The following is a 12,715-nucleotide window of genomic DNA, read 5'->3' as shown; positions in this document are numbered from 1 at the left end:
TTGAACTCATGTTGATAACTCCGATTTCGGAGGCATATACCAATATACACAGTGGTCAAAAATAATATAAATTTATCAATCTCATAGAATTTTTAAGGATAAAATATGAAAGCAATTTTAGGATTTGATCATCTTCTTATGCCGCGTGTTCTGGTGTTTTTTTACTGGCTGGCTATGGTGCTAACACTGATAGGCGGTGTCTTCTCCATATTTAGTGGAAACATTATCTTAGGGTTAGCTTATACCGTCATTGGTCTTATAAGCTGTCGTATGACGTTCGAATTAATTATGATAGCGTTTAAGAATAACGAATATTTGCGCCGCATTGCCGAGAGTGTTAGCAAGAATAGCGCAGAGTAATCTCCCGCAAAGCGCTTCACCAAACCGCATCTCAACCGCTATTACAGGCGTTTGAGATGTTGTTTTAAAGTCAGTGTAAATGTCTGATTCATCTTTCCTGTAATTTGTGCGTATTATCAATATATAGCGATGCACGTGCGTATCATATCAATGCAGGAGATTCTATGTTGGGTTTAAAACAGGTTCACCATATTGCGATTATTGCGACGGATTATGCGGTGAGCAAAGCTTTTTACTGCGACATTCTCGGCTTCACGCTGCAAAGCGAAGTCTATCGTGAAGCGCGAGATTCGTGGAAAGGGGATTTGGCACTTAATGGGCAGTACGTGATTGAGCTTTTCTCATTTCCGTTTCCGCCGCAACGACCCAGTCGACCGGAAGCCTGCGGCCTGCGCCATCTGGCTTTTAGCGTTGATGATATCGATACGGCAGTGGCGCACCTGGAAAGCAATAACGTGAAATGTGAAGCGATACGTATCGATCCATACACGCAAAAACGCTTCACGTTCTTTAACGACCCTGACGGACTGCCGCTGGAACTGTATGAGCAGTAAGGCTTGTCATTACTGAATTTGCCCGGTAACGTGCCGGGCATCGCTACTGTAAAATCGCGCTATCATGACACTCACACTGAATACACAACTTCTCACCTCACGCCAGATTCTGGCGGCCTTTAGCGGCGGGCTTGACTCCACCGTTCTGCTGCATCAGCTGGTGCAGTGGCGGGCGGAAAATCCGGGCGTCACTTTGCGCGCTATCCATGTGCATCACGGTTTAAGTGCCAATGCTGATGCCTGGGTGCAACATTGTGAAAATATCTGCCAGCAGTGGCAGGTGCCGCTGGTGGTCGAGCGCGTACAACTTGCGCAAGAGGGGTTAGGCATTGAGGCCCAGGCGCGGCAGGCGCGTTATCAGGCATTTGCCCGCACCCTGTTGCCTGGTGAAGTACTGGTCACAGCACAACATCTTGACGATCAATGTGAAACCTTTCTGCTGGCGCTTAAACGCGGTAGCGGCCCTGCCGGGCTTTCGGCTATGGGGGAAGTCTCGGAGTTTGCCGGAACGCGGCTTATCCGCCCGTTCCTCGCTCGCACGCGGGGGGAACTGGCGCAGTGGGCGTTGGCGCATGGTTTACGCTGGATTGAAGACGAAAGTAATCAGGATGATAGCTACGATCGTAACTTCCTGCGCTTGCGCGTGGTGCCGTTATTGCAGCAGCGTTGGCCACATTTTGCCGAAGCGACGGCCCGTAGTGCCGCACTTTGCGCCGAACAAGAGAGCCTGCTGGATGAACTGCTGGCGGATGATTTAGCGCACTGCCAAACGCCGCAAAGGACGCTGCAGATTGCGCCAATGCTGGCGATGAGTGATGCCCGTCGCGCGGCGATTATCCGCCGCTGGCTGTCAGGGCTGAATGCACCAATGCCTTCCCGCGACGCGCTGGAAAGGATCTGGCAGGAAGTGGCGCTGGCGCGGGAAGATGCTTCCCCCTGTTTACGTTTGGGCGCGTTTGAAATCCGCCGCTATCAGTCGCAACTGTGGTGGATTAAATCCGTCGCCGGGCAAAGCGAAACCATTGTGCCGTGGCAGGCGTGGCAACAGCCGCTGGAATTACCGGCGGGGCTGGGAAGTGTACAGCTTACTGCGGGAGACGATATTCGCCCTCCGCGTGCAGACGAAGCAGTCAGCGTGCGTTTCAAAGCGCCAGGATTGCTGCATATTGTCGGGCGCAACGGCGGACGTAAGCTGAAGAAAATCTGGCAAGAGCTGGGCGTGCCGCCGTGGCTACGTGACACCACGCCACTGCTGTTTTATGGCGAAACGCTGATTGCGGCGGCAGGGGTATTTGTGACGCAAGAAGGTGTGGCTGAAGGTGAGAAGGGCGTAAGTTTTGTCTGGCAAAAAACGCTTAGTTAAGTGAAAGCCGGATAAGACGCTTCAAACGTCGCATCCGGCGAAAGTCAATCAGGACTCGCTCACTACCACCGTACCGATTTCCGGGTGGCTAAAGCTGGTAATTTTATCCAGACGTAGCTCGCGGGTTTCGCCAGCGGCCTCGACGACCAGATACTCCACATTTTTGCGGGAGACCAAATCGCTGGCCTTCGCCTGCAATTTTTCGCCATCTTTCAGCTCAAGTGTCAGCATTAAATGATGCTGGCAGGCGAGCTCAAGATTATCGTAATCATCACAATTGATTGGTTGATACGTATCATTCATTGACATAATCGCTCACCAGTAAGTTTGCCGCAGCGTATGCTGCTTTTTCCCTGACAGCCTCAGAAAGGGCGTCGTCGGCAGCCATTTCATTCAGCACTTTCAAAACGCAGCCCAGCGCGTCCGGAACGTATCCTAAGTCTCCGCTGGCGATTTCCGCGTACCGCTTGCGTATTAACTCACAATATTTTTCCACATGCCCTCCTGTCAGCACTCTGACTTAACCGTGGATGCAAGTCTAAGCCTACGAAGATAAACTCTGTTTCGCAAGGTGACTATACCACACTCATTTCTGCAATATCAGCGCCGCAACTGCACGTATTCCGTTACAATGGCCTCCTGATTCGAAAGGAGTTTTCTTATGGCGCTTAAAGCGACAATTTATAAAGCGACGGTTAATGTGGCCGATCTCGACCGCAACCAGTTTCTCGATGCCTCTCTGACGCTGGCGCGCCATCCTTCAGAAACCCAGGAGCGCATGATGCTGCGCCTGCTGGCGTGGCTGAAATATGCTGATGAACGTCTGCAATTTACCCGAGGTTTGTGTGCCGATGATGAGCCGGAAGCGTGGCTGCGTAACGATCACCTGGGCATTGATTTGTGGATTGAACTGGGGCTGCCGGATGAGCGGCGGATTAAGAAAGCCTGCACCCAGGCCGCAGAAGTGGCGCTGTTTGCCTATAATAGTCGGGCGGCGCAAATCTGGTGGCAGCAAAATCAGAGCAAATGTGCGCAGTTTGCCAATCTTTCCGTCTGGTATCTGGATGATGAACAACTGGCGAAAGTAAGCGCCTTTGCCGATCGTACCATGACGCTGCAGGCAACGATTCAGGATGGCGTGATCTGGTTATCGGATGATAAGAATAATCTGGAAGTGAACTTAACCGTCTGGCAACAACCTTCATGATTGTGATTTCCCGACATGTTGCTATCCCCGATAGTGAGCTTGAGATCACCGCCATTCGTGCGCAGGGCGCGGGCGGGCAGCATGTTAATAAGACCTCAACGGCTATTCATCTACGTTTTGACATTCGGGCGTCCAGCCTGCCAGAGTATTACAAAGAACGCCTGCTCGCCGCCAGCCATCATTTAATCAGCAGCGATGGCGTGATTGTCATTAAGGCGCAGGAATACCGTAGTCAGGAGCTCAACCGCGAAGCGGCGCTGGCCCGGTTGGTGGCAGTGATTAAAGAATTAACAACAGAACAAAAAACCCGACGACCCACGCGGCCAACCCGCGCATCAAAAGAGCGCAGGCTGGCATCGAAGGCACAAAAATCAAGCGTGAAGGCGATGCGCGGCAAAGTGCGCAGCGGTCGGGAGTAAAAAGAAGGAATGGATGGTGAGAAAAGCGATAGTGACAGCGATGGCTGTAATCAGCCTCTTTACTCTGATGGGATGTAACAATCGGGCCGAAGTCGATACGCTTTCTCCGGCGCAGGCTGCCGAACTGAAACCGATGCCGCAAAGTTGGCGTGGCGTGCTGCCGTGTGCCGATTGCGAAGGGATCGAAACCTCTCTGTTCCTCGAAAAAGATGGAACCTGGGTGATGAACGAACGCTATCTTGGCGCTCGTGAAGAGCCTTCATCCTTTGCCTCCTATGGTACATGGGCGCGAACTGCCGACAAGCTGGTATTAACCGACAGCAAAGGTGAAAAGTCATATTATCGAGCGAAAGGGGATGCACTGGAGATGCTCGATCGTGAAGGTAATCCCATTGAATCGCAGTTCAACTACACGCTGGAACCGACAAAATCGAGCATGCCAATGACGCCGATGACCCTGCGTGGCATGTATTTCTATATGGCTGATGCGGCGACCTTTACTGATTGCGCGACCGGAAAACGTTTTATGGTGGCGAATAACGCAGAGCTGGAGCGTGGCTACCTGGCTGCGCGGGGTAACAGTGAAAAACCGGTGTTACTGTCAGTTGAAGGTCACTTTACGCTGGAGGCTAATCCGGATACCGGTGCGCCGACCAAAGTATTAGCGCCCGATACGGCGGGTAAATTTTACCCGAACAAGGATTGCAGTAGTTTGGGGCTGTAACCCGTCTTGAGATAGAAACAAACGAAAAATTGCCTCATGCGCTGCGCTTATTAGGCCTAAAGCATACAATGCAATATTTTGAATTAGCACGATTTGTTTGCCGGATAAGGCGTTCACGCCGCATCCGGCATTTTGCGCACGAGGCTGGCTTTTATCACTGAGTCAGCCCAACAAAGCGACTTGCTTTAATATAAATCCCTGGCTTCAGGTGCCCAACATACTGTAACTGCGTTTCTGGTTTAAATGCAGAGACATCACCACTACGCATATGCATCAGATCGGCAGGGCTAATCCAGCCCGATTGCGCCAGCGTAAGCGGATGCCCGGATTTGGCAAATGCATCAGTGACAAATTCCGAACAAAACCACGACTTTTTGTCTCCTTCGCCCACACTGCTTAACTGCGCTTTCGCCAGGCCGCTGACGCACTGTTGGCGAAAATCTGCGGAAAAAGGATTCAGTGAGCACATCTGGCGGGTCACCATAAATGGAATGAACTCGACAATGCCGCGATAGTTATACCCGCTATCTTTGATTTTGTTGGCGAACGCGGTGATTTCTGTGGCTTGTTGCGGGGTAAGGTCCGGGACTCGTAGGACGAAAAGCTTATCACTGTGCTTCATGGCTTTTTTCAGGGAAACAATCTGGACGCCAGCGCCTGTCGCTTCTGCAACGTTATTATCACCCAGATAGATTGCAACGTGACTCACAGAGGAAGTGCTGAAGACGCGGATACCAAATGAGGTAACCCCAAGGCTTGAGGAGAACAGCAAATCGCCGGATTTGAGATCAGGTTCCGTTATTTCTTTTATTGCTTGTTCGGTGAAAGAGCTTTGATGTTGGAATTTGATTGCCCATGTTTTTGCCTCGGCATCTACCGCTGTGGCTGATGAGTCTGGCTGGCTGATATCAACGGTACAGGCCGAAAGTAAAAGAAAGTAGGGGACAAGCAGGCGGCAGTACGCCTTTGGTTTATCCATTTTATACAATCCATGTAAAAAAGGGTCCTGAAATTCAGGACCCTTTCTGGCATCAGCCTTTAATCTGTTTCACCAGATAATCGACGATGTCACCAGTTTTAATTAACTGCTTCTCGCCGTTACGACGATATTTATATTCGATATCGTCGTTGTCGAGGTTACGGTCGCCCAGCACAATAGTGTGCGGAATACCGATCAGTTCCATATCAGCAAACATTACGCCTGGACGCTCTTTGCGGTCATCCAGCAGCACTTCGATACCTTGCGCGCGCAGCTCGCTGTACAGTTTCTCGGCCAGTTCCTGTACGCGGAAGGATTTGTGCATGTTCATCGGCAGAATCGCCACCTGGAACGGCGCGATAGCGTCAGGCCATACGATGCCGCGTTCGTCGTAGTTCTGCTCAATTGCCGCAGCTACCACACGCGTTACCCCGATACCGTAGCAACCCATCGTCAGGATTTGGTTACGGCCATCTTCACCCTGTACGGAGGCTTTCAGTGCTTCGGAGTACTTGGTACCCAGCTGGAAGATGTGACCGACTTCGATACCACGTTTGATCAGCAGCGTACCCTGACCATCCGGGCTTGGATCGCCAGCCACCACGTTACGGATATCCGCAATTTCTGGGGTAGCGACATCGCGATCCCAGTTGATACCGAAGTAGTGTTTACCATCGATGTTAGCACCAGCAGCGAAATCACTCATCGCCGCAACGGTACGGTCAATCACCACCGGAATCGGCATGTTTACCGGACCCAGTGAACCCGGACCAGCTTTAACCACGGCACGAATTTCTTCTTCGGTCGCGAAAGTCAGCGGGCTTGCAACCTGCGGCAGTTTTTCTGCTTTAACTTCGTTCAGCTCGTGGTCACCGCGCACCAGCAGCGCAACCAGCGGGAAGCTACTGCCTTCAACCGCTTTAACCAGCAGAGTCTTAACCGTTTTCTCAATCGGCAGATTGAACTGTTCAACCAGTTCCGCGATGGTTTTCGCGTTCGGCGTATCAACCAGCGTCATTTCCTGGGTAGCAGCAGCGCGCGGTTCTTTCGGCGCGATAGCTTCTGCCAGCTCAATGTTCGCTGCATAGTCAGAGGTGTCGGAGAAGACCACATCGTCTTCACCGCTCTGCGCCAGCACCTGGAATTCGTGAGAGGCGCTGCCGCCGATAGAACCGGTGTCGGCCTGTACGGCGCGGAAATCCAGCCCCATGCGGCTGAAGATTTTGCTGTAGGCCGCATACATTGCATCGTAGGTTTTCTGCAGGGATTCCTGAGAAGTATGGAAAGAGTAAGCATCTTTCATCAGGAATTCGCGGGAACGCATGACGCCGAAACGCGGACGCACTTCGTCGCGGAACTTGGTCTGGATCTGATAGAAGTTCAGCGGCAGCTGTTTGTAAGAGCTAAGCTCGTTACGAATCAGGTCAGTGATAACTTCTTCATGAGTTGGGCCGAGTACGAACGGACGCTCGCCACGGTCAACAAAACGCAGCAGTTCCGGACCGTACTGTTCCCAACGACCACTCTCTTGCCACAAATCGGCTGGCTGAACCACCGGCATCGACACCTCGATCGCACCGGCGTTGTTCATCTCTTCACGCACGATGTTTTCGACTTTTTTCAGAACGCGCACGCCGGTCGGCAGCCAGGTATATAACCCGGAGGCCAGCTTGCGGATCATCCCGGCGCGCAGCATCAGCTGATGGCTGATCACCTCGGCGTCGGCAGGTGTCTCCTTGAGAGTGGAGAGCAGGTATTGGCTAGTACGCATGTTGTTACGGTTCCAGTTGGAAGGTAGAACAGGCTCAAGGCGAGCCTGGGACAAAAAAAGTGATTTAGTTTACCAGTGCAAAAGAAATGTCAAAAGAGAAGGGCGTGAATTTAACGCGGTTCCAGCGCAAAGACTTCAAAACCTGCGTCGGTGACGCGCCAGCGAACGTTAAAATCATGCAGCCAGACGGCATAGGTTTTGCCCGTTTCCTCACCTTTACGATAGGCCGGGCGCGGGTCCTGCGCCAGTACTTCGCGGATAAACAGCGTTAACTGCGGATAACGCTTCTCCAGCGTCAAAAGCTGCTTTTCGACCTCTGCGGTAAAGCTCACCGCCATTTCTGCCGCTGGCGCATTTTGCGCATAGCTGGCGCTGGCATCGGGAAGCGATTCGGCAAAGGGGAGATACGGTTTGATATCCACCACCGGCGTACCATCGACGAGATCCAGACTGCCGAGCTTCAGAATCACGCTGTCTTTATGGCAAACAACCTCTTTCAGCTCTACCAGCGACATACCAATCGGGTTAGGGCGGAAAGTGGAGCGCGTAGCGAAAACACCCATTCTGGCATTACCGCCAAGACGAGGCGGACGCACAGTCGGACGCCAGCCGCCTTCCATCGTTTGATGAAAGACGAAAAGGATCCATAAATGGCTGAACGCTTCCAGGCCGCGAACGGCGTCGGCCTGGTTGTAGGGAGCAATGAGATGCAGTTCACCGTTGGCGCTTTTTACCAGACCAGGCTGGCGCGGAACGGCGAATTTTTCTTTATAGGGCGAGCGAATAACGCCTATTTGCTCGAACTGGAAACTGCTCATTTCGCCGTAATGTTAAGCGCAGAACCGATACATACAGCCTGACGATAGCAGCCTGGCGTACCGCTGGTGACTTCGCAGCTATGCAGTAATACCGCATTGGCTTTCATTTTAGAGGCATTGATTTGCATCCGCTTACGCGCGGTTGGAATGCTCGGCGGAGAGTCCTGATTAGAGGCCTGGCATGAGTCGCCACTGACTTCACCGAGATCGCGGAACGGTTTGCCGACTAATTCTTCTGCATTGGTATAAATTCGGACCGGCGTAGCGCGCGGCGCTTTCGGTTTTGCAGGCTCCGCTTTCGGCTGGGGTGCAGTGCTTTGAACGGGTTCGACAGGGGATCTGCTTAACATGGAACAGCCGCTTAGCATGAGTGCTACTAAACAGATCGGTAAAGCACGCATAGTATTTCCTCAATGTATGATCAAAACGTCAATATTGAATCAGGCGCTTGTAAAAATGACAAGACGGGCAAGCGCCCGTCCTGAATGATATTACAAATTGTGGAAACAGCCTAAAAATTACCAGCCTTTAACAGCGCCGCCGTTAAACACTTTGTTTGCTGCTTCGTAAACTTCGTCAGACTGATAAGCCTGGACGAATTTCTTCACGTTCTCGGCGTCTTTGTTATCTTCACGCGTCACGATCAGGTTTACGTACGGGGACTCTTTATCTTCGACAAAGATACCGTCTTTCGCTGGAGTCAGGCCAATCTGGCTGGCATAGGTGGTATTGATAACTGCCAGAGCGATTTGCGCGTCGTCCAGAGAGCGAGGCAGTTGCGGTGCTTCCAGCTCAACAATTTTCAGATTTTTTGGGTTCTCTACAACATCAAGAACGGTCGGCAGCAGGCCAACGCCATCTTTCAGTTTGATCAAGCCCACTTTTTGCAGCAGCAGCAGTGAACGACCAAGGTTAGTTGGGTCGTTTGGCACGGCAACCTGCGAACCATCCTGCAGTTCATCCAGTGATTTGATTTTCTTGGAGTAACCAGCAATCGGATAAACAAAAGTGTTGCCTACTGCGACCAGTTTGTAGCCACGATCTTTCAGTTGCTGATCAAGGTACGGTTTATGCTGGAAGGCGTTGGCGTCGATATCGCCTTTGCTCAATGCTTCGTTTGGCAGAACATAGTCGTTGAAGGTTACCAGCTCAACGTCCAGGCCATATTTGTCTTTCGCAACTTTCTGCGCGACTTCTGCAACCTGCTGTTCGGCACCAACAATCACGCCGACTTTAATGTGGTTTGGATCTTTTTCATCCTGACCGCAGCCTACCAGTGCCAGTGATCCGATCAGGGCTCCCACTGCCGCAAAGGTTTTGAATTTGAACGCCATACCTTATTCCTTCTTCAATTATTTATGTTGTGTTGAACGTTACTTGCGAGTGACAGCCCGGACGATGCGGTCGCCTGCGAACTGAATTAAATAAACCAGAATGACCAGCAATACCAGTACCGTATTCATCACCGTCGCGTTATAGCCGATGTAGCCATACTGATAGCCAATCTGACCTAAACCACCGGCACCGACTGCACCACCCATCGCGGAATAACCGACCAGGGTAATCAGGGTGATAGTTGCCGCATTCACCAGACCCGGCAGCGCTTCCGGTAACAGCACTTTACGGACGATCTGCATTGGCGTGGCACCCATTGCGCGGGAAGCTTCAATTAACCCGGTTGGGATCTCCAGCAGAGCGTTCTCGACCATACGGGCAATAAACGGCGCTGCGCCAACGGTTAACGGAACAATCGCTGCCTGCAAACCAATCGATGTACCGACAATAACGCGGGTAAACGGAATCATCCATACCAGCAATATAATGAACGGGATGGAACGGAAAATGTTCACAATCGCAGAAACGGTACGATACAGCTTCGCGTTAGCAATAATTTGCCCCGGACGCGTGACATAAAGCAGAACACCAACCGGCAGACCAATCACAAACCCAAAAAAACCGGATACGAAGGTCATTGCCAGCGTTTCCCATACGCCACGAACCAGCAGCCACATCATCGGCTCAGACATAACCCAGTACCTCTACTTTTACATGGTGTTCCTGCAGCCAGGCAATGGCGGCTTGCGTATCTTGTTGTGTGCCGTGCATTTCAGTCAGCATGATGCCGAACTTAACGCCACCGGCGTAATCCATCTGCGCGCTAATAATGTTGTTGTTGACGTTGAAACGACGCGCGGTTTCAGAAAGCAGTGGGGCATCGACCGACTGACCGGTAAACTCCAGACGCAGCATCGGCACGCAGTCAGTGAACGGCTCCGCTTGCAGACGTTCCTGATAATCTTCCGGGATATCCAGATGCAGGGTCGACTGAATAAATTTCTGCGCCAGCGGCGTTTTCGGATGCGAGAACACTTCACTTACCTTGTCCTGCTCGATCAGTTCGCCATTGCTGATGACCGCCACGCAATCACAAATGCGCTTCACAACGTCCATTTCGTGAGTGATCAACAGAATCGTCAAACCCAGACGGCGGTTGATGTCTTTCAGCAGTTCGAGAATAGAACGTGTCGTTGCCGGGTCCAGCGCGCTGGTGGCTTCATCACACAGCAATACTTTGGGATTGCTGGCTAACGCACGGGCAATTGCCACGCGCTGTTTCTGCCCACCGGAAAGGTTCGACGGATAGCTATCATGCTTATCGCCAAGACCAACCAATGACAGCAATTCCGTCACGCGACGTTTGATCTCGTCTTTCGGTGTGTTGTCCAGCTCCAGCGGCAGAGCCACGTTGCCAAAAACAGTACGCGAAGAGAGCAGGTTAAAATGCTGGAAAATCATACCAATCTGGCGGCGAGCTTTGGTCAACTCGGATTCTGACAGCGTGGTCAGTTCCTGGCCATCGACCAGCACGCTACCCTCGGTTGGGCGCTCCAGCAGGTTTACACAACGTATAAGCGTACTCTTACCCGCGCCTGAGGCACCGATAACGCCATAAATTTGTCCAGCTGGCACATGCAGGCTGACGTTGTTCAACGCCTGGATGGTACGGGTGCCCTGGTGGAACACTTTGGTGATATTCGAAAGTTTTATCATTGATTATTTATTATCGTCATTAAGTTAGTCGTGGCATTTCGAATGCCTGAAACGGGCAACGCCGTCAATGAAATGGATGTTAAGGCATCCAGACGTCTAAATCAATCAGGTTTATGCGAAGAGCACTTTCTTGCAGGTCGAAACATGCGATACTAGCGTCACATGCCTTATTAAGGAGCTATAAAAGGTGGCGAAGAGCGTACCCGCAATTTTTCTTGACCGTGACGGCACCATTAATGTCGATCACGGCTATGTCCATGAGATCGACAACTTTGAATTTATCGACGGTGTTATTGACGCCATGCGCGAGCTAAAAAAAATGGGCTTTGCGCTGGTGGTAGTAACCAACCAGTCTGGCATTGCTCGCGGTAAATTTACCGAAGCACAGTTTGAAACGCTGACCGAGTGGATGGACTGGTCGCTGGCGGACCGCGATGTCGATCTGGATGGCATCTATTATTGCCCGCATCATCCGCAGGGTAGTGTTGAAGAGTTTCGCCAGGTCTGCGACTGCCGCAAACCACATCCGGGGATGCTTTTGTCAGCACGCGATTATTTGCATATTGATATGGCCGCTTCTTATATGGTGGGCGATAAATTAGAAGATATGCAGGCAGCGGCTGCGGCGAACGTGGGAACAAAAGTGCTGGTGCGTACGGGTAAACCTATTACGCCTGAAGCAGAAAACGCGGCGGATTGGGTGTTAAATAGCCTGGCAGACCTGCCGCAAGCGATAAAAAAGCAGCAAAAATCGGCGTAATGACTAAAAGATGAGCGGTTGAAATAAAAATGCATTTTTCCGCTTGTCTTCCTGAGCCGACTCCCTATAATGCGCCTCCATCGACACGGCGGATGTGAATCACTTCACACAAACAGCTGGTTCGGTTGAAGAGGAAAATTCTGAAATTCAGGGTTGACTCTGAAAGAGGAAGGTGTAATATACGCCACCTCGCGACAGTGAGCTGAAAGCCGCGTCGCAACTGCTCTTTAACAATTTATCAGACAATCTGTGTGGGCACTCGAAGATACGGATTCTTAACGTCGCAAGACGATAAATGAATACCAAGTCTCAAGAGTGAACACGTAATTTATTACGAAGTTTAATTCTTTGAGCATCAAACTTTTAAATTGAAGAGTTTGATCATGGCTCAGATTGAACGCTGGCGGCAGGCCTAACACATGCAAGTCGAACGGTAACAGGAAGAAGCTTGCTTCTTTGCTGACGAGTGGCGGACGGGTGAGTAATGTCTGGGAAACTGCCTGATGGAGGGGGATAACTACTGGAAACGGTAGCTAATACCGCATAACGTCGCAAGACCAAAGAGGGGGACCTTCGGGCCTCTTGCCATCGGATGTGCCCAGATGGGATTAGCTAGTAGGTGGGGTAACGGCTCACCTAGGCGACGATCCCTAGCTGGTCTGAGAGGATGACCAGCCACACTGGAACTGAGACACGGTCCAGACTCCTA

Annotated in this window: 16 protein-coding genes and 1 rRNA gene; 8 read left to right on the top strand and 9 right to left on the bottom strand. The window is 51.5% G+C overall.

Annotation, left to right across the window (positions count from 1 at the left end):
* The first annotated feature begins 105 nt into the window (after nucleotides 1-105).
* From AACU94_RS17010 to tilS, 3 genes are all read left to right on the top strand, one after another.
* Nucleotides 106-360 (top strand): DUF4282 domain-containing protein, encoded by a 255-nt coding sequence (locus AACU94_RS17010; RefSeq protein ID WP_130205036.1) that lies wholly within the window; start codon nucleotides 106-108, stop codon nucleotides 358-360.
* Nucleotides 361-524: 164 nt separating this feature from the next.
* Complete coding sequence (locus AACU94_RS17005) at nucleotides 525-914, top strand: VOC family protein (protein WP_130217316.1); 390 nt, start codon at nucleotides 525-527, stop codon at nucleotides 912-914.
* A gap of 64 nt (nucleotides 915-978) precedes the next feature.
* Complete coding sequence (gene tilS, locus AACU94_RS17000) at nucleotides 979-2,277, top strand: tRNA lysidine(34) synthetase TilS (protein ID WP_135489859.1); 1,299 nt, start codon at nucleotides 979-981, stop codon at nucleotides 2,275-2,277.
* 48 nt (nucleotides 2,278-2,325) lie between these two features.
* On the opposite strand, the gene rof is transcribed toward tilS, so the two are convergent.
* Together rof and AACU94_RS16990 are read right to left on the bottom strand one after the other, a co-directional pair.
* Entirely contained in the window at nucleotides 2,326-2,586 is a 261-nt protein-coding gene (gene rof, locus AACU94_RS16995) for a Rho-binding antiterminator (RefSeq protein WP_000062312.1), read from the bottom strand.
* Nucleotides 2,573-2,773, bottom strand: coding sequence for a YaeP family protein (locus AACU94_RS16990; protein WP_000417058.1), 201 nt, complete (start codon nucleotides 2,771-2,773; stop codon nucleotides 2,573-2,575). The genes rof and AACU94_RS16990 overlap by 14 nt, the downstream gene beginning before the upstream one ends.
* 165 nt (nucleotides 2,774-2,938) lie before the next feature.
* On the opposite strand from AACU94_RS16990, the gene AACU94_RS16985 reads away from it, so the two are divergent.
* Genes AACU94_RS16985 through nlpE form a run of 3 tightly spaced genes read left to right on the top strand, consistent with a single transcriptional unit; the run spans nucleotide 2,939 to nucleotide 4,627 of the window.
* Nucleotides 2,939-3,484 carry a YaeQ family protein gene (locus AACU94_RS16985; RefSeq protein WP_001185283.1) on the top strand — a complete coding sequence of 182 codons (546 nt, stop codon included), beginning with the start codon at nucleotides 2,939-2,941 and terminating at the stop codon, nucleotides 3,482-3,484.
* Nucleotides 3,481-3,903, top strand: a complete 423-nt coding sequence (gene arfB, locus AACU94_RS16980; RefSeq protein ID WP_135385032.1) for an alternative ribosome rescue aminoacyl-tRNA hydrolase ArfB — start codon at nucleotides 3,481-3,483, stop codon at nucleotides 3,901-3,903. The genes AACU94_RS16985 and arfB overlap by 4 nt, the downstream gene beginning before the upstream one ends.
* Before the next feature lie 13 nt (nucleotides 3,904-3,916).
* Entirely contained in the window at nucleotides 3,917-4,627 is a 711-nt protein-coding gene (gene nlpE / locus AACU94_RS16975; protein WP_130257817.1) for an envelope stress response activation lipoprotein NlpE, read from the top strand.
* Between the two features lie 154 nt (nucleotides 4,628-4,781).
* Here nlpE and AACU94_RS16970 read toward each other — a convergent pair whose 3' ends face one another.
* The 7 genes from AACU94_RS16970 to metN all read right to left on the bottom strand — a co-directional run bounded on the left by AACU94_RS16970 (nucleotide 4,782) and on the right by metN (nucleotide 11,246).
* On the bottom strand, nucleotides 4,782-5,606 hold the full coding sequence (locus AACU94_RS16970) for a YaeF family permuted papain-like enzyme (protein WP_135489857.1): 825 nt from the start codon (nucleotides 5,604-5,606) through the stop codon (nucleotides 4,782-4,784).
* 52 nt (nucleotides 5,607-5,658) lie between these two features.
* Nucleotides 5,659-7,377: a proline--tRNA ligase gene (proS, locus tag AACU94_RS16965; protein WP_135489855.1), complete on the bottom strand. Its 1,719-nt coding sequence runs from the start codon at nucleotides 7,375-7,377 to the stop codon at nucleotides 5,659-5,661.
* Nucleotides 7,378-7,487: 110 nt separating this feature from the next.
* Nucleotides 7,488-8,195, bottom strand: coding sequence for a tRNA (N6-threonylcarbamoyladenosine(37)-N6)-methyltransferase TrmO (gene tsaA / locus AACU94_RS16960; protein ID WP_130205048.1), 708 nt, complete (start codon nucleotides 8,193-8,195; stop codon nucleotides 7,488-7,490).
* Nucleotides 8,192-8,596 carry an Rcs stress response system protein RcsF gene (gene rcsF, locus AACU94_RS16955; RefSeq protein WP_001202329.1) on the bottom strand — a complete coding sequence of 135 codons (405 nt, stop codon included), beginning with the start codon at nucleotides 8,594-8,596 and terminating at the stop codon, nucleotides 8,192-8,194. Before rcsF ends, tsaA begins: the two co-directional genes overlap by 4 nt.
* Before the next feature lie 117 nt (nucleotides 8,597-8,713).
* A complete protein-coding gene (metQ, locus tag AACU94_RS16950) occupies nucleotides 8,714-9,529 on the bottom strand; it encodes a methionine ABC transporter substrate-binding lipoprotein MetQ (RefSeq protein ID WP_000874226.1) in 816 nt (271 codons plus the stop codon).
* 39 nt (nucleotides 9,530-9,568) lie between these two features.
* Nucleotides 9,569-10,222 (bottom strand): methionine ABC transporter permease MetI, encoded by a 654-nt coding sequence (locus tag AACU94_RS16945; RefSeq protein WP_001294600.1) that lies wholly within the window; start codon nucleotides 10,220-10,222, stop codon nucleotides 9,569-9,571.
* On the bottom strand, nucleotides 10,215-11,246 hold the full coding sequence (gene metN, locus AACU94_RS16940; RefSeq protein ID WP_000593990.1) for a methionine ABC transporter ATP-binding protein MetN: 1,032 nt from the start codon (nucleotides 11,244-11,246) through the stop codon (nucleotides 10,215-10,217). Before metN ends, AACU94_RS16945 begins: the two co-directional genes overlap by 8 nt.
* Nucleotides 11,247-11,433: 187 nt before the next feature.
* Here metN and gmhB point away from each other — a divergent pair, with 187 nt between their 5' ends.
* Both gmhB and AACU94_RS16930 read left to right on the top strand, forming a co-directional pair.
* Nucleotides 11,434-12,006 carry a D-glycero-beta-D-manno-heptose 1,7-bisphosphate 7-phosphatase gene (gene gmhB / locus AACU94_RS16935; RefSeq protein ID WP_097751265.1) on the top strand — a complete coding sequence of 191 codons (573 nt, stop codon included), beginning with the start codon at nucleotides 11,434-11,436 and terminating at the stop codon, nucleotides 12,004-12,006.
* Between the two features lie 365 nt (nucleotides 12,007-12,371).
* Nucleotides 12,372-12,715, top strand: a 16S ribosomal RNA gene (locus AACU94_RS16930); the annotation flags it as partial.

Source organism: Escherichia sp. E4702, from assembly GCF_963883545.1.
Lineage (GTDB): Bacteria > Pseudomonadota > Gammaproteobacteria > Enterobacterales > Enterobacteriaceae > Escherichia.
Note: the sequence above shows the minus strand (reverse complement) of the source record. Positions and strands in the feature narration are given on the sequence as shown.